At 52.7% G+C, this 20146-nt stretch carries 23 protein-coding genes and 1 other annotated feature; of the genes, 5 read left to right on the forward strand and 18 right to left on the reverse strand.

Features of this window, described 5'->3' with window-relative positions; translation table 11 throughout:
• Nucleotides 1–21: 21 nt before the first annotated feature.
• The 14 genes from selO to thrS all read right to left on the reverse strand — a co-directional run bounded on the left by selO (nucleotide 22) and on the right by thrS (nucleotide 12741).
• Nucleotides 22–1464 carry a protein adenylyltransferase SelO gene (gene selO / locus K7B04_RS18355; RefSeq protein WP_223802709.1) on the reverse strand — a complete coding sequence of 481 codons (1443 nt, stop codon included), beginning with the start codon at nucleotides 1462–1464 and terminating at the stop codon, nucleotides 22–24.
• A gap of 61 nt (nucleotides 1465–1525) precedes the next feature.
• Nucleotides 1526–2239, reverse strand: coding sequence for an EAL domain-containing protein (locus K7B04_RS18360; RefSeq protein ID WP_163446505.1), 714 nt, complete (start codon nucleotides 2237–2239; stop codon nucleotides 1526–1528).
• Nucleotides 2240–2517: 278 nt separating this feature from the next.
• On the reverse strand, nucleotides 2518–2982 hold the full coding sequence (locus K7B04_RS18365) for an NlpC/P60 family protein (RefSeq protein ID WP_163446506.1): 465 nt from the start codon (nucleotides 2980–2982) through the stop codon (nucleotides 2518–2520).
• Nucleotides 2983–3076: 94 nt separating this feature from the next.
• Complete coding sequence (gene btuD, locus K7B04_RS18370; protein WP_223802710.1) at nucleotides 3077–3838, reverse strand: vitamin B12 ABC transporter ATP-binding protein BtuD; 762 nt, start codon at nucleotides 3836–3838, stop codon at nucleotides 3077–3079.
• Nucleotides 3835–4389, reverse strand: coding sequence for a glutathione peroxidase (locus tag K7B04_RS18375; protein ID WP_163446508.1), 555 nt, complete (start codon nucleotides 4387–4389; stop codon nucleotides 3835–3837). Before K7B04_RS18375 ends, btuD begins: the two co-directional genes overlap by 4 nt.
• A 99-nt stretch (nucleotides 4390–4488) precedes the next feature.
• A complete protein-coding gene (gene btuC, locus K7B04_RS18380; RefSeq protein ID WP_163446509.1) occupies nucleotides 4489–5472 on the reverse strand; it encodes a vitamin B12 ABC transporter permease BtuC in 984 nt (327 codons plus the stop codon).
• 99 nt (nucleotides 5473–5571) lie between these two features.
• Complete coding sequence (ihfA, locus tag K7B04_RS18385) at nucleotides 5572–5871, reverse strand: integration host factor subunit alpha (RefSeq protein WP_003030571.1); 300 nt, start codon at nucleotides 5869–5871, stop codon at nucleotides 5572–5574.
• Between the two features lie 4 nt (nucleotides 5872–5875).
• Nucleotides 5876–8263 carry a phenylalanine--tRNA ligase subunit beta gene (gene pheT, locus K7B04_RS18390; RefSeq protein WP_223802711.1) on the reverse strand — a complete coding sequence of 796 codons (2388 nt, stop codon included), beginning with the start codon at nucleotides 8261–8263 and terminating at the stop codon, nucleotides 5876–5878.
• A gap of 15 nt (nucleotides 8264–8278) precedes the next feature.
• The gene (gene pheS / locus K7B04_RS18395) at nucleotides 8279–9262 is read right to left on the reverse strand and encodes a phenylalanine--tRNA ligase subunit alpha (protein WP_064545118.1); all 984 of its coding nucleotides are present in this window, start codon (nucleotides 9260–9262) and stop codon (nucleotides 8279–8281) included.
• Nucleotides 9263–9322: 60 nt separating this feature from the next.
• Nucleotides 9323–9447: a sequence feature (Phe leader region), on the reverse strand.
• Entirely contained in the window at nucleotides 9398–9442 is a 45-nt protein-coding gene (gene pheM, locus K7B04_RS18400) for a pheST operon leader peptide PheM (protein ID WP_001386830.1), read from the reverse strand. Its footprint overlaps the feature before it by 45 nt.
• A 118-nt stretch (nucleotides 9448–9565) precedes the next feature.
• Entirely contained in the window at nucleotides 9566–9922 is a 357-nt protein-coding gene (gene rplT / locus K7B04_RS18405; RefSeq protein ID WP_000124850.1) for a 50S ribosomal protein L20, read from the reverse strand.
• 50 nt (nucleotides 9923–9972) lie between these two features.
• On the reverse strand, nucleotides 9973–10170 hold the full coding sequence (gene rpmI, locus K7B04_RS18410; protein ID WP_003030583.1) for a 50S ribosomal protein L35: 198 nt from the start codon (nucleotides 10168–10170) through the stop codon (nucleotides 9973–9975).
• 96 nt (nucleotides 10171–10266) lie between these two features.
• The gene (gene infC / locus K7B04_RS18415; protein ID WP_071845866.1) at nucleotides 10267–10809 is read right to left on the reverse strand and encodes a translation initiation factor IF-3; all 543 of its coding nucleotides are present in this window, start codon (nucleotides 10807–10809) and stop codon (nucleotides 10267–10269) included.
• Nucleotides 10810–10812: 3 nt separating this feature from the next.
• On the reverse strand, nucleotides 10813–12741 hold the full coding sequence (thrS, locus tag K7B04_RS18420) for a threonine--tRNA ligase (RefSeq protein ID WP_064545116.1): 1929 nt from the start codon (nucleotides 12739–12741) through the stop codon (nucleotides 10813–10815).
• 290 nt (nucleotides 12742–13031) lie between these two features.
• Between thrS and yniD the strand changes: the two genes are divergently transcribed.
• A complete protein-coding gene (gene yniD, locus K7B04_RS18425; RefSeq protein ID WP_100249959.1) occupies nucleotides 13032–13139 on the forward strand; it encodes a small membrane protein YniD in 108 nt (35 codons plus the stop codon).
• Between the two features lie 248 nt (nucleotides 13140–13387).
• On the opposite strand, the gene K7B04_RS18430 is transcribed toward yniD, so the two are convergent.
• Entirely contained in the window at nucleotides 13388–13633 is a 246-nt protein-coding gene (locus K7B04_RS18430) for a hypothetical protein (RefSeq protein ID WP_163448644.1), read from the reverse strand.
• A 270-nt stretch (nucleotides 13634–13903) separates the two neighbouring features.
• Nucleotides 13904–14662 carry a YdiY family protein gene (locus K7B04_RS18435; RefSeq protein ID WP_163448645.1) on the reverse strand — a complete coding sequence of 253 codons (759 nt, stop codon included), beginning with the start codon at nucleotides 14660–14662 and terminating at the stop codon, nucleotides 13904–13906.
• Nucleotides 14663–14977: 315 nt separating this feature from the next.
• Between K7B04_RS18435 and pfkB the strand changes: the two genes are divergently transcribed.
• Entirely contained in the window at nucleotides 14978–15910 is a 933-nt protein-coding gene (gene pfkB / locus K7B04_RS18440) for a 6-phosphofructokinase II (RefSeq protein ID WP_163448646.1), read from the forward strand.
• A gap of 252 nt (nucleotides 15911–16162) precedes the next feature.
• Entirely contained in the window at nucleotides 16163–17023 is an 861-nt protein-coding gene (locus K7B04_RS18445; RefSeq protein WP_167575721.1) for a fructosamine kinase family protein, read from the forward strand.
• 29 nt (nucleotides 17024–17052) lie between these two features.
• On the opposite strand, the gene tonB is transcribed toward K7B04_RS18445, so the two are convergent.
• Complete coding sequence (tonB, locus tag K7B04_RS18450; protein ID WP_223804192.1) at nucleotides 17053–17766, reverse strand: TonB system transport protein TonB; 714 nt, start codon at nucleotides 17764–17766, stop codon at nucleotides 17053–17055.
• A 220-nt stretch (nucleotides 17767–17986) separates the two neighbouring features.
• Between tonB and K7B04_RS18455 the strand changes: the two genes are divergently transcribed.
• A complete protein-coding gene (locus K7B04_RS18455) occupies nucleotides 17987–18283 on the forward strand; it encodes a YciI family protein (RefSeq protein ID WP_064545104.1) in 297 nt (98 codons plus the stop codon).
• 54 nt (nucleotides 18284–18337) lie between these two features.
• On the opposite strand, the gene K7B04_RS18460 is transcribed toward K7B04_RS18455, so the two are convergent.
• On the reverse strand, nucleotides 18338–18511 hold the full coding sequence (locus K7B04_RS18460; protein WP_122983154.1) for a YciY family protein: 174 nt from the start codon (nucleotides 18509–18511) through the stop codon (nucleotides 18338–18340).
• A gap of 143 nt (nucleotides 18512–18654) precedes the next feature.
• Here K7B04_RS18460 and cls point away from each other — a divergent pair, with 143 nt between their 5' ends.
• Nucleotides 18655–20115 carry a cardiolipin synthase gene (gene cls / locus K7B04_RS18465; RefSeq protein WP_163448649.1) on the forward strand — a complete coding sequence of 487 codons (1461 nt, stop codon included), beginning with the start codon at nucleotides 18655–18657 and terminating at the stop codon, nucleotides 20113–20115.
• Nucleotides 20116–20146: the final 31 nt, after the last annotated feature.

Consider the following 20146-nt stretch of genomic DNA (forward strand, 5'->3'; position numbering starts at 1 on the left):
TCATAGCGCAGCCTGAATACATTAGCTTGAACAGCTGACTTCCAGTCTCTTACCCCAGTCAGGCGGACGTCGACTGTAGTCATCATTCCGATCGCGCCACGGATCGCGCAGCGCTTCATGCAGGCGATAGAGCTCCCGATAGTCGCCTTTCTCCGCTTGCTCAATCGCCCGTTGCGCCAACCAGTTTCGCAGGACCATGGCCGGGTTGGCGAGTTTCATTGCCTGCTGGCGCGTCGCGTCATCCACTTGTTCCAGCTGTAAACGCGCGCGGTACTGAGTAAACCAGCTGTCAAAGGCTGCGCGGTCAATAAACTCATCACGCAGCGGCGACGCGGCGCTGTGCTGCTCCGTTTCACTGAGCAAGCGGAAGGTACGTGTATAGTCACTCCCTTCTCGTTCCATCAACGCGTACAAGCCGTTAAGCAGATCGTTATCGCCTGTTCTTTCACTGAACAGCCCGAGTTTCTGACGCATTCGCTGCCCATATTCACGGAACAGCACCGCCTGATAGCCTTCCAGCGCAGCGTTAAGCGTATCCACCTCAATCAAAGGTGACACCGCCTGCGCCAGACGCTGAAGGTTCCACAGACCGACTGCAGGCTGATTATCGAAGCGATAGCGACCCTGATGATCCGAGTGATTACAGATAAACGCGGGTTGATAGTCATCGAGGAAACCAAACGGACCGTAGTCAAGCGTCAGACCCAGTATCGACATGTTGTCGGTATTCATCACGCCATGTGCGAAACCCACCGTTTGCCAGCGGGCAATCATCTGCGCCGTACGCGCCACGACGTCCTGGAACCACAGCGCATAATCATCGGCCTCATGCTGCAACTGCGGCCAGTAATGACGGATCGTAAAGTCCACCAGCCTACGTACGCTGTCGATATCGCGGCGGTAGTAGAAATGTTCGAAGTGGCCAAATCGGATGTGGCTTTCGGCAATGCGCATCAGCATCGCGCCAGATTCTACCGTTTCGCGGTAGACCGGCGTATCACTGGTCACTATCGCCAGCGCCCGGGTGCCCGGAATGCCAAGATAATGCATGGCTTCCGAGGCCAGACTCTCACGAATCGTCGAACGTAGTACCGCTCGCCCATCGCCCATTCGTGAATACGGCGTGAGTCCAGCGCCCTTAAGATGCCAGTCGACCGTTTTGCCGTTTTCTAACTGCTGTTCGCCCAGTAAGATACCGCGCCCGTCGCCCAGTTGCCCTGCCCAGGCGCCAAACTGATGACCACTGTATACCTGTGCTAACGGCGACATACCGGGCAGCAGCGTTTCGCCACCCCAGACGCCTGCGCCATGTTCAGGCGTGAAAAGTGATTCGGGAATCGCGAGCGCTTGCGCCAGCGGCGCGTTGTACCAGATCACGCGGGCGTTATGCAGCGGCGTGGGCTGTAGCGCACTGTAAAATCCTGGCAGCTCATCGCGCCAGCGGGTGTTAAATGACAGGTTCATGGTTCCTCCTGCCCGTAGTGTATTGGGTTACTGTACGTTAAACACCCGGGTAAGTGCAGGGTTATTGTTGCACTAATGTTGTTAAGGAAGATTCTGCCACTACCGGCCACAGGTTGCCAAGCATCCCACTGAACCCGAAGGACGCTACGCGCTGACGCGTGTGCTCGTCATCCACACCGGAGATCATAATACCCTGACAGTAAGGCTGGATCTGCGTCACGATCGCACGCAGAAACGGTTCAAAAGACGCGGATTTTGACTGGCGCTGGACAAAGCTTCTATCCAGAACAATGCGAGTGAACAGCCCGGCGAATACCGCGCGGGTGGAGGCATCACCGGAACCAAAGTCACTGAGCACTAAAGGGAAGTGTTGACACAGGTGGGCCAAAGGATGATTTTCATCTACCTGATTGAGGCCAGGATAGCTTTCGCTAACGGCCAACTCCAGAAACGGAAAACGCTGCGCGCTGGCGACGAGCTCATCGTCGGCAAGCAGCGCCGTAACAAGCCCCGGTGGCGCAGTGATCCACGCTTTGAGGTTGTGCTGACGAAAGAACAACTGACAGTTATTCAACAGCGCCAGTTTTTCCTCAAATAAGGTTATTTCTTGTTGTGGAGTCAGCCGCGGCAGCACCAGACCAGTGGGAATGCGTATGTGATTATCAAGACCGCTAAATTGGCTGACGATTTTCAGACCGACAAGACGCCCGTCGCTATTTCTGGCGGGAAGGAAAAACAATTGAGAACAATACGTATTATCCAGCGATACAATCATTGCGACTGCCCTTCACTAAAAGTCATGTCCGGGTTTCCGACGTCACAAAGCAAAAAACCTACGGTAATGAATACTGCTGTTATTCCTTTCATCGGTTCCTTTTATTTTTGTGGTCCGTCACTGGATCATAATGATTGTAATCGAAAGTAATGGATTAACACAATCAACCTTAAGTTCTATGATCTCACCTGACAAAATCGGCATATTGTCGGCTATTTATTTAAAATGTTGTCGTCTATAAAAAGAAAAGGAGGCATTTCGCCTCCTTTTCTTTTTGATTAAATTCGCCTGGCCTGCCAGAAGTTTTTTCGCCAGTAGACATTATCGAGCGATGACCTCGTGACGCCCTGGCTGGTGGAGGCATGAATAAACTGGTTGTCGGTATCGTAAATACCCACGTGCAACCCGCTCTCGCCTGCGCCAGTCTTAAAGAACACCAGGTCGCCGGGCAGCAGTTCATCTTTATCTATTTCGGTGCCGATCTTCGCTTGTTGCCGTGTTTCCCGAGGAAGCTGCATTTCGAATTTATCGCGGAAAGTCATCAGCACAAAAGCGGAACAGTCCACGCCGCGGCGGTTCATCCCACCATAGCGATAAGGCGTACCGTGCCAGTTTTGCAACTGATCGTTTAAGCTTGCGATAACGGTAATAGAATCCGAAAGCCGGGGATTGGGCGGCGGCGCGCGATGGCTACTACACCCTGCTAAAACGAAAGCCACGAGAAAAAGAGTCCAGAAACGCATATCCAGCGAATCCTCAGTTTTTTATTCAGCTAATAAATTATATCTATTGCGGTTTGCCTGGCAAGCAATCACCGCCATTTCAAGCGGAGTTGGATTAATTTTCGCCGACATCGTCATAAATGAGCATTTGGTGCCCAGCAATATCCAGTCGCTGAAAGCGCATATTATACGCGGCAGATAAATGCGCGGGCTGCATAACGTTCTCGGTCTCACCGCTGGCGATCAAACGCCCCTGACATAATAGCCAGACACGTCCGGCATGGCGTAATGTATAGTTCAGGTCATGGCTGCTCATCACGATAGCGACGCCTGCCCCCCTCAGTTCAGCCAACAACCTATCCAGCGCCGCCTGCTGAGCGACATCAAGACTGTTCATCGGCTCATCCAGCAGCAGAAGCTGACCATCTGGATTATCGTCAGGGTGAATTTGCAGAATGACGGCCGCCAACCGAACTCGCTGCCATTCGCCGCCGGAGAGCTGGCTGACGTTACGTCCGAGCTTATTACTCAGATCCAACATCTCAGTCACGTGAACGGCGAGCGCCGATTGCCGCTCGCCTTGTTGATGCAACATCAGAAATTGCCAGACAGGCATGGCGAAGGGTGGCGTCTGGTGCTGAGAAAGATACGCGCGATGGCGCGCCAACGTCTGCGCAGGCCATTCATCCAGCGGCTGCGCATTCAACGTGATGGCGCCCTTCCCGCTACTCAGACCGGCCATTCTGGCCAGCAGCGTACTCTTGCCAGCCCCGTTTGGCCCAACAAGATGAATGATCTCACCGGGCTCCACCCTGGCACTGAACGCATGAAGGCGGCTGCCTTCAGCAACATGCTGAAGCTGCATCAGCGGCATCATGGCTGAGCAAGAGCCTGCTTGATGGCCGCGGTCAGGATCGGATCATCCGGCGTCATATCCGGAGAGAAACGGTTAATGATTTGACCATCACGACCAATCAGGAACTTTTCGAAATTCCACAGAATATCGCCCGGATGCGCAGGGGCGCGTCCTTTGCTGGCCATACGTTCATAAAAGCCGCTGCCTTCCGGCGCTACGGCTTTCGGCGCAAGACGGGTCAACAGGCTATACAGCGGATGACGCGTGTCGCCGTTCACGTCGATTTTGCTAAACAGCGGGAACGTTACGCCGTAAGTCGTACTGCAAAACGTTTTAATCTCTTCTTCGCTACCCGGCTCCTGGCCCAGGAACTGATTACACGGGAAGCCGAGCACCGTAAAGCCTTCGTGCTGTAAAGACGTCTGTAGCGCTTCTAGCTGCTCGTACTGCGGTGTAAGGCCACATTTAGAGGCAACGTTAACAATCAGCAGTACCTTGCCTTTGTAGCCTTCCAGGGTTGTTTTCTCGCCGTCGATAGTCGTGACAGGGGTGTTCAGTATGGTGGTTTGCATAGCATCCTCTTTTCAGCGTGTTTGGGTCTTATCGCCCGGTCTTTAATAATAGCCAGATACGCTGGCACGACACCAAAGCTTTTTAATCAGGACGTTGCGTTAGTCGCGTCCTGACTTTAGCAACAACCAGATAAACACCGGTGCCCCCAGCGTCGCGGTCACAACGCCAATTGGCAGCTCAGCGGCCGACAGCGCCAATCGTGCGATAATATCAGCAAACAGCAGCGTGCTCGCCCCCGCCAGCGCGCTGGCCGGTAGCAGCACGCGATGGTCAGTCAGGCCGCACAGGCGCAACATATGCGGAACCACCAGTCCAATAAAACCGATAGCACCCGCCAGCGCCACACTGACACCCACCAGCCAGCCGGTAGCCATCACCAGCAGCTTACGCCAGAAGGCGATGGGTACGCCCAGTTGGCGAGCAGAGGTTTCCCCTAGCGCCAGCAGATTTAACGGCTGAGCTTGCAGACAAACCCAGACAATCACCGGCAGCAGCACCACCATCAACCCTGTCTGCTGCCAGTCCACGCCGCCAAATCCGCCCATCATCCAGTACATCAGTTGGCGAAGGTCGAACGACGTCGAAAAATAGACCGCCCACGTCATCAACGCGCTACAGATAATGCCCAGCGCCACGCCCGCCAGCAGCAGGCGGCTGGTGGAGAGATGGCGTCGTGCAAAGCGCATTAGTATTCCGGTTATCACCAATGCGCCCGCAATGGCTGCCAGCCCTGGCGCCCAGCCCGGAAGATGACCCTGGCCGAGCATAATTGCCGCAATAAGTCCGACGCCCGCGCCGTTAGAGACGCCAAGCAATCCCGGTTCGGCAAGCGGATTTTCAAACAACGCCTGCATCACCGCCCCCGACAAGGCCAGCGCCGCGCCGACCAACAGCACCGCAACGGTACGCGGCAGGCGAATCTGCCAGATAAACAACTGACCTTTGGCCGTGAGCCATTCGCCGGGAGGGATCCACTGGTCGCCCGCGCACAGGCTGATGGTCAGCATCGCCAATAGGGCCAGAGACAATCCGGTAAGCCAGCGACGATTACGCCGCTGCTGTTGATCTACATAAACCTGCATAGTTATCCGTCGCCCGTGGAGAAGCGTTTGATTTTACGGTGACAACGCCGCCCAGAAAAGAAAAAGGCCGCATCAGCGGCCTTTTTAGTTAGATCAGAATTACTCTTCTTTGGGTGTTGCGTTTTCGACCCGGCTTTTTAACTTCTGTCCTGGTCTGAAGGTCACCACACGCCGGGCTGTAATGGGAATATCTTCACCCGTTTTTGGGTTACGTCCCGGGCGTTGATTTTTGTCACGCAGATCAAAGTTGCCAAAACCGGACAGTTTAACCTGCTCACCGTTTTCCAGAGCACGACGGATCTCTTCAAAAAACAGTTCCACCAGTTCTTTGGCATCCCGCTTGCTAAGCCCAAGCTTATCAAACAGATATTCTGACATTTCAGCTTTTGTAAGCGCCATAGGTTCAATCCCTCAATGATGCCTGGAATCGCTCTTTTAATGCCTCTACGCATTTGGCAACGGTAGCGGCAATCTCCTCTTCTTCGAGTGTACGGCTGGTATCTTGTAAAATCAGGCTGATAGCAAGGCTCTTATAGCCTTCCGCAACACCCTTACCACGGTACACGTCAAATAAGTTTACGCCAACTACCTGATTTACGCCAACTTTCTTACACTCGTTTAAAATATCCGCTGCCGGCACATTTTCAGCGACCACAACGGCGATGTCACGACGGTTTGCCGGGAAGCGAGAAACGTCGCGCGCCTGAGGAACCACGCGGTCTGCGAGCTTGTTCCACTCCAGTTCAAACGCCAGTGTACGGCCGTTCAGATCCAGTTTACGCTCCAGTTCAGGGTGGATAACACCAATGAAACCAATGCGTTCACCGCGCAGATAAATCGCGGCAGACTGGCCCGGATGCAGTGCCGGGTTGGCTTCTGCCTTGAATTCAATTTCAGATAATTTACCGGTCAGATCGAGAACAGATTCCAGATCGCCCTTCAAATCATAGAAATCAACGGTCTCTTTTGCCAGATTCCAGTGCTCATCGTAGCGGTTGCCGCAGATGACCCCACCCAGCATCACATCCTGACGGATGCCCAGCGGTGCCTGAGTGTCCGGAACGAAGCGCAGACCAGTCTCGAAGATACGGACACGGTTCTGCTGGCGGTTCTGGTTGTACACCACCGTCGACAGCAGGCCGGTCAGCAGAGACAGACGCATGGCGGACATTTCGCTGGAGATTGGGCTTGGCAGAATCAGCGCTTCTTCACCCGGGTGAACCAGCTGCTGAACCTTCGGGTCCACGAAGCTGTAGGTGATCACTTCCTGATAGCCTTTATCGTTCAGCATGGTTTTCACACGCTTGAGCGACAGATTGGCTTCTTTATGGCTGCCCATCACCAGACCGGCCTGTACCGGCTCGTTCGGGATGCTGTTATAGCCATAAACGCGCGCCACTTCTTCGACCAGGTCTTCTTCGATTTCCATGTCGAAACGCCAGCTTGGCGCAACCGCCTGCCATTGGTTGTCACCGACCGTCACTTCACAGCCCAGGCGAGTCAGAATATCGGTCACCTGATCATCAGCAATATGATGACCAATCAGGCGATCCAGCTTACTACGACGCAGCGTAATGGTCGCACGCTTCGGCAGCGCGGCTTCATGAGTCACATCGATGATTGGACCCGCTTCGCCGCCGCACAGTTCGATCAGCAGCGCGGTAGCGCGCTCGATTGCTTTGTACTGCAGCGCCGGATCCACACCGCGCTCGTAGCGGTGAGAAGCATCGGTGTGCAGGCCATGACGGCGCGCACGGCCGGTGATGGACAGCGGGCTGAAGAAAGCAGATTCCAGCAGCACGTTTTGGGTTTCGTCATTCACGCCAGAGTGCTCGCCGCCAAAGATACCGGCCATCGCCAGCGCTTTGTTGTGGTCGGCAATCACCAGGGTGTCTGCACTGAGTTTGGCTTCAGAACCGTCCAGCAGGACCAGAGTTTCGCCCTCTTTCGCCATCCGCACTTTGATGCCGCCTTCAATACGATCTTTATCGAACGCATGCATCGGCTGACCCAGTTCCAGCAGGACATAGTTAGTCACATCAACGACCGCATCAATGGAGCGAATACCGCAGCGACGCAGTTTCTCTTTCATCCACAGCGGCGTTGGCGCTTTGACGTTGATGCCCTTCACCACGCGGCCCAGATAGCGCGGGCAGGCGTCGGCGGCTTCAACTTCGATTGGCAGCACGTCCGCGATGGTCGCCGCCACTGGCGCGATTTCCGGCGCGTTCAGCGGCAGCTTGTTCAGTACCGCCACGTCGCGAGCCACGCCGATGATGCCTAAGCAATCGGCACGGTTTGGCGTGACGCTGATTTCGATAGTGTTATCGTCTAACTGCAGGTATTCACGGATATCGGTACCCAACGGCGCGTCGGCCGGCAGTTCGATAATGCCGCTATGGTCGTCGGAAATACCCAGCTCGGAGAAGGAGCACAGCATGCCTTCAGACGGTTCGCCACGCAGTTTTGCCGCTTTGATTTTGAAATCACCCGGCAGCACTGCGCCGATGGTTGCCACGGCCACTTTCAGGCCCTGACGGCAGTTCGGCGCGCCACAGACGATATCCAGCAGACGTTCACCGCCTACGTTCACTTTCGTGACACGCAGTTTGTCGGCGTTCGGATGCTGACCACACTCAACGACTTCACCGACCACCACGCCGTTAAAGCTGCCAGCCACGGCTTCAACGCCGTCGACTTCCAGGCCCGCCATGGTGATTTGCCCCGACAGCGCTTCGCTGTCGATAGCCGGGTTAACCCATTCGCGTAACCACAGTTCACTGAATTTCATTATGTTGTCCTGCCCTTATTTAAACTGTTTGAGGAAACGCAGATCGTTTTCGAAGAACGCACGTAAATCGGTGACACCGTAACGCAGCATGGTCAGACGCTCCATGCCCATACCGAAGGCGAAGCCGGAATACACTTCCGGATCGATGCCTACGTTGCGCAGAACGTTCGGGTGCACCATCCCGCAACCCAGCACTTCCAGCCATTTACCGTTTTTACCCATCACGTCAACTTCAGCGGACGGTTCGGTGAACGGGAAGTAGGACGGGCGGAAACGAATTTGCAGGTCTTCCTCAAAGAAGTTGCGCAGGAAATCGTGCAACGTCCCTTTCAGGTTGGTAAAGCTGATGTTTTTATCAACAATCAGGCCTTCCATCTGATGGAACATTGGGGTGTGCGTCTGATCGTAATCGTTACGATACACGCGGCCCGGCGCGATGATACGGATTGGCGGCTGCTGCTCCTTCATGGTACGAATCTGTACGCCAGAGGTCTGAGTGCGCAGAAGACGGGTAGCGTCAAACCAGAAAGTGTCGTGGTCAGCACGTGCCGGGTGGTGCGTCGGAATATTCAGCGCATCGAAGTTATGGTAGTCGTCTTCGATTTCCGGGCCCGTTGCAACGGTAAAGCCGAGCTCACCGAAGAAACTTTCAATACGGTCAATGGTGCGCGTTACCGGGTGTAAGCCCCCGTTTTCAATACGACGCCCCGGCAGGGAGATATCAATGGTCTCTGCGGCCAGACGAGCGTTCAGCGCAGCGTTTTCTAAATCGGCTTTACGCGCGTTCAGTGCCTGCTGTACCTGCTCTTTCGCTTCGTTGATGACCGCGCCTGCAGCCGGACGCTCTTCTGGCGGCAGGTCACGCAGTGTGGTCATCTGAAGGGTCAGATGCCCTTTCTTGCCCAGATATTCGACGCGGACATTGTCTAACGCGGCAACATCTGAAGCCTGGTTAATGGCTGCCTTGGCACTGGCAACCAGCTCTGCGAGATGTGACATGGTTTTCCTCATTATGTCGGTGCAGACACCGGTTTGGTGGACTTAATCTCGAATTCAGATACAAAAAAAGCCTCCATCTGGAGGCTTATTGGCGCTGATTTTTCGTTTCTTCTTTCACGCGCAAGCCTCCTGAGTTCAGGTGCTAAAGTAAAAGAAGAAGCGGAAAATAGCAGCATTCATGCTTGCGTTACCTTGTGTGGTAAGAGTCGTAACACCTTTATTGAAAGGGCTACGGAAATAAATGTCAACGTTTTGATGCTATTAAAACGAAAAGAGGGAGACTAGCTCCCTCTTTCAACTGGCTTATGCCAGTGCTGCTTTCGCTTTTTCGACCAGAGCGGTGAACGCTACTTTGTCGAATACTGCGATGTCAGCCAGGATCTTACGGTCGATTTCAACAGAGGCTTTTTTCAGGCCGTTGATGAATTTACTGTAAGAAATACCGTTCTGACGTGCTGCCGCATTGATACGTGCAATCCACAGTTGACGGAACTGACGCTTACGCTGACGACGGTCACGGTAAGCGTACTGACCAGCCTTGATAACAGCCTGGAAGGCAACGCGGTATACGCGAGAACGCGCACCGTAGTAGCCTTTAGCTTGTTTCAGAATTTTTTTGTGACGTGCACGAGCAATTACACCACGTTTTACGCGAGCCATGTGAGCTCTCCTGTATCTATATTCTTAGTAAAAAATTAAACGTTAACGGCTTATGCGTACGGCAGGCACGCGATAACCAGACCCAGATCGCCTTTAGAAACAAGGCCTTTTGGACGCAGGTGACGTTTACGTTTAGTAGATTTTTTGGTCAGAATATGACGCAGGTTTGCGTGCTTACGCTTAAATCCACCACCACCGGTTTTTTTGAAGCGCTTAGCAGCACCGCGTACGGTCTTAATTTTTGGCATCTTAATAACTTCCACTTCGCATTGTTAATAAACGAAACATAGGCGAACAACATCAGTGAAGCCCGAAGGCTTCACGAACGTTGTTACTTGAAGGCCTTACTGTTTCTTCTTAGGAGCGAGCACCATGATCATCTGGCGGCCTTCGATCTTCGTAGGGAAGGATTCGACTACTGCCAGTTCACTCAGATCGTCACGGACGCGATTAAGCACTTCCATACCGATCTGCTGGTGGGCCATCTCACGACCGCGGAAACGCAGTGTGATCTTGGCCTTATCGCCATCTTCGAGAAAGCGAACCAGGCTGCGGAGTTTTACCTGGTAATCGCCATCATCGGTCCCAGGACGGAATTTAATTTCCTTAACCTGGATAACTTTTTGCTTTTTCTTCTGTTCCTTAGAAGACTTACTCTTTTCATAAAGGAACTTGCCGTAGTCCATGATACGACAAACTGGCGGTTCGGCGTTAGGGCTGATTTCAACTAAATCTACTCCAGCTTCTTCAGCCTTTTCGATTGCTTCTCTCAGACTCACAATACCCAGCTGCTCACCTTCCAGACCAGTTAAGCGAACTTCCTGGGCGCGAATCTCGCCATTGATACGATTCGGACGTGCCGTTTGAACTCGTTTTCCGCCTTTAATACCTTATTCCTCCAGTTGTTGAAGACTGCGGCTGCGAATCTCTTGTTGCAGCTTCTCGATAACTTCATTTACGTCCAGGCTGCCCAAGTCTTTGCCACGACGGGTACGCACGGCAACTTTGCCGGCTTCAACCTCTTTGTCGCCACAGACCAACATGTAAGGGACACGACGTAAAGTGTGCTCGCGGATTTTAAAGCCAATCTTCTCATTTCTCAAGTCCGCTTTTACGCGAATGCCTGCATTTTGTAGTTTGCGGGTCAATTCGTTAACGTATTCAGACTGAGAATCGGTAATATTCATCACCACAACCTGCACCGGCGCAAGCCATGTTGGGAAGAAGCCAGCGAATTCTTCGGTCAGGATGCCAATGAAGCGCTCCAGAGACCCCAGAATTGCGCGGTGAATCATCACCGGTACCTGACGTTCGTTGTTTTCGCCAACATAAGAGGCGCTCAGACGAGCCGGCAGAGAGAAGTCTAACTGTACAGTACCGCACTGCCATGCACGATCGAGGCAGTCATACAGGGTAAATTCAATTTTCGGACCGTAGAATGCGCCTTCACCCAGCTGATATTCAAACGGGATGTTGTTTTCTTCCAGCGCAACTGCCAGATCCGCTTCTGCACGATCCCACATTTCATCGCTACCGATACGTTTTTCCGGACGCGTTGAAAGTTTGACCACGATTTTTTCGAAACCGAAAGTGCTGTACATATCATAGACTAAACGAATGCACGCGTTCACTTCGTCACGCACCTGCTCTTCCGTACAGAAGATATGGGCGTCATCCTGAGTGAAGCCGCGCACGCGCATTAAGCCATGCAGCGCACCTGACGGTTCATTACGGTGGCAGCTACCGAACTCCGCCATACGCAGCGGCAGGTCGCGGTAAGATTTCAGACCCTGATTGAAGATCTGAACGTGCCCCGGGCAGTTCATCGGCTTGATGCAGTACTCACGGTTCTCAGAAGAGGTGGTGAACATCGCATCTTTGTAGTTGTCCCAGTGGCCGGTTTTTTCCCACAGCACACGGTCCATCATGAACGGGCCCTTCACTTCCTGGTACTGGTACTCTTTCAGCTTGGAGCGCACGAAAGTTTCCAGCTCGCGGAAGATAGTCCAGCCGTCGTTATGCCAGAAGACCATACCCGGCGCTTCTTCCTGCATATGATACAGGTCGAGCTGCTTACCGATTTTACGGTGATCGCGCTTCGCCGCTTCTTCCAGGCGTTGCAGGTAGGCATTGAGGGCTTTTTTGTCCGTCCACGCCGTACCGTAGATACGCTGCAGCATCTTGTTGTTGCTGTCGCCGCGCCAGTAGGCACCGGCGGTTTTCATCAGCTTGAAGTAGTGACAGAAACGCATATTCGGCACGTGCGGACCGCGGCACATGTCGACGTATTCTTCGTGATGATACAAACCGGGTTTGTCATCATGCGCAATATTTTCATCAAGGATGGAAACTTTATAAGTTTCGCCACGCTTCACGAAAGTTTCGCGGGCTTCATGCCAGCTCACTTTCTTCTTGATGACGTCATAGTTTTTCTCGGCGAGCTCATGCATACGTTTTTCGAGCGCGTCGATGTCTTCCTGGGTCAGCGTGTGGTCAAGATCAACGTCGTAATAGAAGCCGTTGTCGATAACCGGGCCAATCGCCATTTTAGTGTTTGGCCACAGCTGTTTAATGGCATGACCAAGCAAGTGAGCGCAGGAGTGACGAATGATTTCCAGGCCATCTTCATCTTTCGCAGTGATGAGAGACAGCGTTGCATCGTTTTCAATGATATCGGATGCATCAACCAGTTCACCGTTCACGCGCCCAGCGATGGTGGCTTTTGCCAGACCAGGGCCGATGTCCAGAGCGACATCCATCGGGCTTACGGCATGGTCATAATGGCGTTGGCTGCCATCAGGAAGAGTAATTACAGGCATTTCATGTCCTTATTTGCAGTGGTGCCCCACACGAAAGAGCACATACAAAACTATATGATTAAATTTATCAACACGTTATGGATTGATTTCCGCTTCACTCTGCGAAAAATGAGGAACCTGTACGGTGTACCGGGCTCCGCCTGGATCCGCTGTTGATAATACCGTGGGTTAGTTTACACATCATCAGGGCGTGATTAAAGCCGCAATTGCCCTACCCTGTGCGGGTTGCTATGTTTGTCGACAATTCTGGTACACTACGTGAAACACAGCATATATAAGGGAGTGAACCAATGCCGACACATCGATTCGCGAAAAAACACTGGAAAATGGTGCTGGTGTTAATCGCCATCTGTGGTGCCATGCTGCTACTCAGATGGGCGGCAATGATATGGGGATAATAAATAGATAAACAACCGTGACGGGAAACTCTGGTTAAAGATCATTTATATACAAAAATGCCTTTAACGTTTATTTATTAACAATACGTGCGGTAAAAATACCTGAACTGACGTTTTAAATACAAATACTGAATTTTCTTATTTTAACAAATATCAATAGCAGCAAGAAAAACCGGTACGACTCTACCCGGTTTTCTCTGCCGGTATTAATAATTAATAAGAAATCAAATTATTACAGCACAGAATAGTTAGTACCACTCACCTGCAACCAGGGTGTGAACATTGAATGCGTCATCCATAGAACGACCGGTATTCTGTGAGCCCGGGGCAATGTTGGAACCGGCTTCAACGTCATAGGCGCTGGAGATACCAACGTGCTGAACGGTAGCGGCTTTAGTGGAACTGGCTGGCTGCGTGGCAGGCTCGGCAGCAAATACACCGAAAGAGAGTGTTGACAGCAGAATAGCTGCAGATGCGATTTTGATATTTTTCATAATGTTTATTCTCTAACTGGATTAAGACTTTTGAACGCCAAGGCATCATTTCGCCCTTGAACACAAGTGTAGATCCAGATCACACTTTTGCCTAGTCAAAATATTTAGCTATTCGTGTCAAATTTATTGAATATTATGTCGAAAGGGGCAAATGTGGAGATATTATGGAGGTTATGAATTTTTAATTAAATAAAACAGCGGTCGTATTTAATAATAACACATCGCGCAAAATTGAAAATACAGGCCGGCTTATCTCCGGCCCGTAAATGACTACATGGTATAACCCAACGTCAAAGAAGTACGGCGATCGGTGTGATTCGGTGCCGTTTCCGGTGGCTCAGAGTTCCACGTCACGTTGTAGGCCACTTTCAGGCCAAAGTGCTCATTGATAGCAACATTTAGCGCGGTTTCTGAGTTGACGGTCGTATCATCGGCCCCCAATACAGAGACACCCTGAGTGAATTTAGTGGTGTCGGTCATCTTCCATGCATAGGCCGCAGACGCGTAACCCAGCGCCTGTGTTTCCGAGTTTCCGTCGGTGTATTCGTCGTAACGAACACCGGGACCAAATTCAAAACGGAAACTGTGGATCGGCCCGGTCAGGAACTGGCGACCATAACCTGCGGTAAAGACATCACGCTCGTGATAGCCGTTATAACGGTCGGTTAACCAGCTAGCCTGGCCAAACAGGTAGTCTTCATGCGTCATGTTATAGCGACCACGGCCGCCAACAGCATATTTTTCAGAAGAGCGTTCATCGTTAGCGGATGTATTGCTGGCATTGCCCCACAGGGACCATGCCGTCGTATCTCCGTACCAGGTCAGCGTTGAATCAGCGGTTGCTGATGAGCTTTTGGTATTGCCAGATTGTGCGAGGTAGCCCGCATTCACGTTACCTTCAAAAGGTTTTTTAGCGCTGGTTGGGTCATCCATGACAGTAAAAACGGTATCACTGGCGGTTGCATATGCAGACGCAAACACGCCCCCCAGCAGCACAACCGCTGCCGGTACTGTCTTCAAAAGCTTCATTTATTATGAGTCCGTACAACAAAAAAGGAGACGATTCCGTCCCGGAAACTTTCGCGAGGATCAACGTCGGGGTGGTCCATAGAAAGGCAACAAATTATAAAAAGGCACGAATAACATAGCAATGCTATTCGTCTTTCATTTTTTGAATAAGAGCCGTCTTAAAGCGCATTTTATTTCATAATAAAAGTCAGCAGTTATTTACACTTTTCTATAAAAATCATGCTGTTGTTTCTTTCATTCTCATCAGGCAAGTGCCAGACTTAAACCAGGTTGTGTCCAGAGCAGTCTATTTGCTCATAAAGGGAGGTTATAGCTATGGTTAAAATTTACACACTGACGCTCGCCCCTTCACTCGACAGCGCCACGCAAACACCACAAATTTATCCCGAAGGTAAACTTCGTTGTAGCGCTCCTGTCTTTGAACCTGGCGGAGGTGGAATCAATGTTGCGCGCGCGATTACCTTTCTGGGTGGCAACGCTACCGCTCTCTTTCCGGCGGGCGGTGCGACCGGAGAACATCTGGTGGCGTTACTACAAGCCGAACATGTTCCCGTCAACAGTGTCGAATCCCGTGAATGGACGCGGCAGAATCTCCACGTCCACGTTGATGCAAGCGGCGAGCAGTATCGCTTTGTCATGCCAGGCGCCACGCTGCATGATGATGAACTGGAAGCGCTGCAAAACAACATATCGCAGATCGATTCTGGCTCTCTGCTGGTTATTAGCGGAAGTCTGCCGCCAGGGGTCTCCCTCACACAGTTTGTCAGCCTGATTAAATCCGCCCAGCAGCACGGGCTACGCTGCATTATTGATAGCTCCGGCGACGCCCTCGCGGCCGCGCTGGCGATCGGCGACATCGAGCTGGTTAAACCCAATCAGAAAGAACTTAGCGCACTGGTTCAGCGGGACCTGAACCAACCGGATGATGTTCGCAACGCCGCGCAGGAGATCGTTCGCAGCGGGAAAGCGCGCCGCGTAGTGGTTTCTTTGGGCGCACAGGGGGCATTGGCCGTTGACGCGCATTCATGCGTGCAGGTTGTCCCGCCGCCGATCAAAAGCCAGAGCACCGTTGGCGCAGGTGACAGCATGGTCGGCGCCATGACGCTGAAACTTGCAGAGGGCGCCAGCCTTGAGGAAATGGTGCGCTATGGCGTCGCGGCAGGCAGTGCCGCCACGATCAATCAAGGTACCCGCCTGTGTTCACGCGAAAATACGCAGAAAATTTATTCTTATCTGCAACAGCACTAAATGTGCAGGAAAACGGATCTGCGGGGCATCCCGCAGGTCGCTAAATCGCCGTAATCGGCTATGCTAAGCAAACTCCATGGTTAACAATGGGGTGCATACGAAGCGCAGTCATCACACGTCTGTAGCAGAGGGAGTACGATCCTGCCTCTGCGATCTACATTCTTTTTACCCGTTGTGCGGTATAGCTCGAATTTTTACCCAGCAGTAATGCGCTAACCTTATGATACGGCAGAAAACATGGGGAGAGACATCATGTGGCAAGCGATCAGTAGCCTGTTAGGCGAGCAACTTGGAAGTGGCGAAATCGATCTGCGTACTGAACTGCCCGGCGGAGAAATTCATGCCGCATGGCATATACGTTATGCCGGTCGGGATTTCTTCGTGAAGTGCGATGAACGTGAATTGTTGCCCATTTTTACCGCGGAGGCCGATCAGCTCGAGCTGCTCTCTCGCAGTAAAACCGTGACCGTCCCGGAAGTGTTCGTCGTGGGTACAGACCGCGACTACAGTTTCCTGGTGATGGAGTATCTGCCGCCCCGTCCTCTGGACGCACATAATGCCTTCCTGCTGGGCCAGCAGCTCGCTCACCTGCATCAGTGGAGCGACCAACCGCAGTTTGGCCTCGATTTTGACAACGACCTTTCCACCACCCCACAGCCCAATGCCTGGCAACGTCGCTGGTCGAATTTTTTTGCCGAGCAGCGAATTGGCTGGCAGTTAGAGTTGGCCGCAGAAAAAGGCATGGAGTTTGGCGATATCGACGCGATTGTCGATCATATCCAGCAGCGCTTGAGTTCGCATCAGCCGCAGCCTTCGCTGCTGCACGGCGACCTCTGGTCAAACAACTGCGCACTGGGGCCAAACGGGCCGTACATTTTTGACCCGGCTTGCTATTGGGGGGATCGCGAGTGTGATCTGGCGATGTTGCCGCTGCATCCCGACCAACCACCGCAAATATACGACGGCTATCAGTCGATTTCACCGCTACCAGCCGGATTTCTTGAGCGCCAGCCGATATATCAGCTCTATACGTTGATTAACCGGGCGATTCTATTTGGCGGACAGCATCTGGTGATCGCGCAAAAGGCAATGGATAAGGTTCTGGCCGCATAATGACAAAGCCCCCTTTCGGGGGCTTTTACTTAGTTCATCTGGACGCCTTTCAGGCGGAACTCAATATTCATAATCAGCCCCGTCCCCGGCTTGCCGGATTCGTAACGCCATTTCCGCATTGCCGTTTTAACATCGCGCTCAAACATATTGGATGGCTGCGCTGAGAGGATTTGCACATTCTCCACGCGACCATCGGCGGTCACGTCAAATTTCACCCGTACTTTACCTTCGATACGCAGCGCCTGAGCGCGCGATGGGTAACCCGGCTGCGGGCGATTCAACGCTCGTGGACCGGTAGGCGCGCTAACCGACGGCGCGCTTGCCCCCGGCAAATTGTTGGCAACCGAACGCGCCGGCGGCGCATCACGGTTAACCGTTGACAGAGGACGCGATTCAACCGGCTTTACTTCAGGCTTCGGCTGTTCGACTTTTTTCACCGGCTTGGGTTTTGGCTTCGGCTTCGGTTTTGGTTTGTGAATAACGACCGGCGCCTGCTGCACCTCCGGAATCGGTGCGGGTTCAGGCTCGGGCTCCGGCTCAACGACTGGCTGCGGCTGAGCGACAGCCTGAGGAGGCTCGAGATCGGCCGGCGCAACCATCGTGACGCTAATCGGCTGCGCGGGAGCGGGCAATTCAATAACCTGATGTACCGAGGTATAAAGCAGACCGGCCACGACGGCACCATGGATGCCAACAGAGAGCAACGTCGGCCACGGAAACCGGCGGGGTAAATCAAGGGTCATTGCAGTCATAGTCGTTACAGTTGAAAAATGAGAACTCGATTTTAAATGCAAATAGCAATCATATTCAATAAGCCATCTTATCTTCGGTCAATTTTCTCCTGCGCCTGGTCAAAAAAACCGCGACGCTTCGCGTGTTTTTCTGCACACAAAACTTTGCATTGCAGTCGCTGGCGCTTTGTCTTACCGTAATCCGCAAACTATTTAAACAGGAGCTCCGCCCGTGCTTTACGTCATTTATGCTCAGGATATCGCCGACTCTCTTGAAAAACGTCTTTCGGTCCGCCCCGCTCATCTGGCTCGTTTGCAGTTGCTGCATGATGAAGGCCGTCTACTGACCGCCGGGCCAATGCCAGCCGTTGACAGCAACGATCCGGGCGCGGCAGGTTTTAGTGGTTCAACGGTGATTGCAGAATTTGAATCGCTGGAAGCAGCTCAGTCCTGGGCGCAGGACGATCCCTACGTCGCGGCTGGGGTGTATCAGCAGGTTTCGGTAAAACCGTATAAAAAGGTTTTTTGAGTTGCGCTAAGCAGGCTGAAAAACAGAGGGCACCCTGACGGTGCCCTTTAATCATCAGAGATCGTAAATGGCAAACAACAGGCAGTTTCGCTGCCGGCCGACCAGGCACTTTCTGATGGAGTGGATGCGCATATTACGACGCGATTGTGCTTCTAACCAACGCGCTTTGCGACGACTGGCTTGTCTCACCATCCGCCAGCGCCCCACTTCCGGTCTACTACGCTTCATTTCTAACGCTCTTGCTAAAAAAGACGCCCCATTATAGCCCCTTGCAAATGGCTGACCAGCGGTTTCTCGTTGCGTTTTTATTTGCCAGATCTCTTCTGATGCGTAAACTCTTAACAACTGGCAAGCAAAAGGATTTTCGAAATATGACAACCGTGTACACCGTAGTAAGTTGGATGGCCATTCTGGGGTATTGGTTGTTAATCGCCGGGGTAACGTTACGTATTCTGATGAAGCGACGTGCCGTGCCTTCAGCCATGGCCTGGCTGCTGATTATTTATATTCTCCCGTTGGTCGGTATCATCGCCTATCTTTCACTCGGTGAACTACACCTTGGAAAACGCCGCGCAGAACGTGCGCGTGCGATGTGGCCGTCAACCGCAAAGTGGTTGAACAATCTAAAAGCCTGCAAACATATCTTCGCCGAAGACAACAGCCAGGTTGCCTCTTCTCTGTTTAAGCTATGTGAACGCCGTCAGGGTATAGCGGGTCTCAAGGGCAATCAGCTACAGCTATTGACTGAGTCTGACGACGTGATGCAGGCAATCATTCGCGATATTCAGCTGGCGCGCCACAATATCGAGATGGTCTTTTATATCTGGCAGCCAGGCGGCATGGCCGATCAGGTTGCTGAATCGCTGATGGCCGCTGCCCGTCGCGGCGTGCACTGCCGATTGATGCTGGACTCCGCAGGCAGCGTTGCCTTCTTCCGTAGCCCTTGGGCCGCCATGATGCGCAATGCGGGCATCGAGGTTGTTGAAGCATTGAAGGTTAATCTGATGCGTGTGTTCCTGCGCCGGATGGATTTACGCCAGCATCGTAAAATGCTCATGATCGACAACTATATTGCCTACACCGGCAGTATGAACATGGTCGACCCACGTTTCTTTAAGCAAGACTCCGGAGTCGGCCAGTGGATTGATCTGATGGCGCGTATGGAGGGCCCTATCGCCACCGGCATGGGTATCGTTTACTCCTGCGACTGGGAGATTGAGACCGGCAAACGCATTTTACCGCCGACGCCCGACCTCAACATCATGCCGTTTGAAGAGGCCAGCGGGCATACCATCCAGACGATTGCGTCCGGGCCTGGTTTCCCTGAAGACCTGATCCATCAGGCACTGCTCACCGCGGCGTATTCCGCTCGCGAATACCTGATCATGACGACTCCGTACTTTGTTCCGAGCGAAGATCTGTTGCACGCTATCTGCACCGCCGCGCAGCGTGGAGTTGATGTGAGCATCATTTTGCCGCGTAAAAATGACTCAGTGCTGGTTGGCTGGGCCAGTCGAGCCTTCTTTACGGAACTGCTGGCTGCGGGCGTCAAAATCTATCAGTTTGAAGGGGGCCTGCTGCATACCAAGAGCGTGCTGGTCGACGGTGAACTAAGCCTGGTCGGGACGGTTAACCTCGATATGCGTAGCCTGTGGCTCAACTTCGAGATTACGTTGGTGATAGACGACAGCGGATTCGGTAGCGATCTGGCTGCCGTACAGGACGACTATATTTCCCGTTCACGTCTGCTGGATGCACGACTGTGGGTGAAACGACCATTCTGGCATCGTCTCGCCGAACGACTGTTTTACTTCTTTAGCCCATTACTGTAAAACGTGCCCATTAGCACTCAACAGGTAGCCA

This window comes from Kluyvera sp. CRP (assembly GCF_019930565.1).
GTDB lineage: Bacteria > Pseudomonadota > Gammaproteobacteria > Enterobacterales > Enterobacteriaceae > Kluyvera > Kluyvera georgiana_A.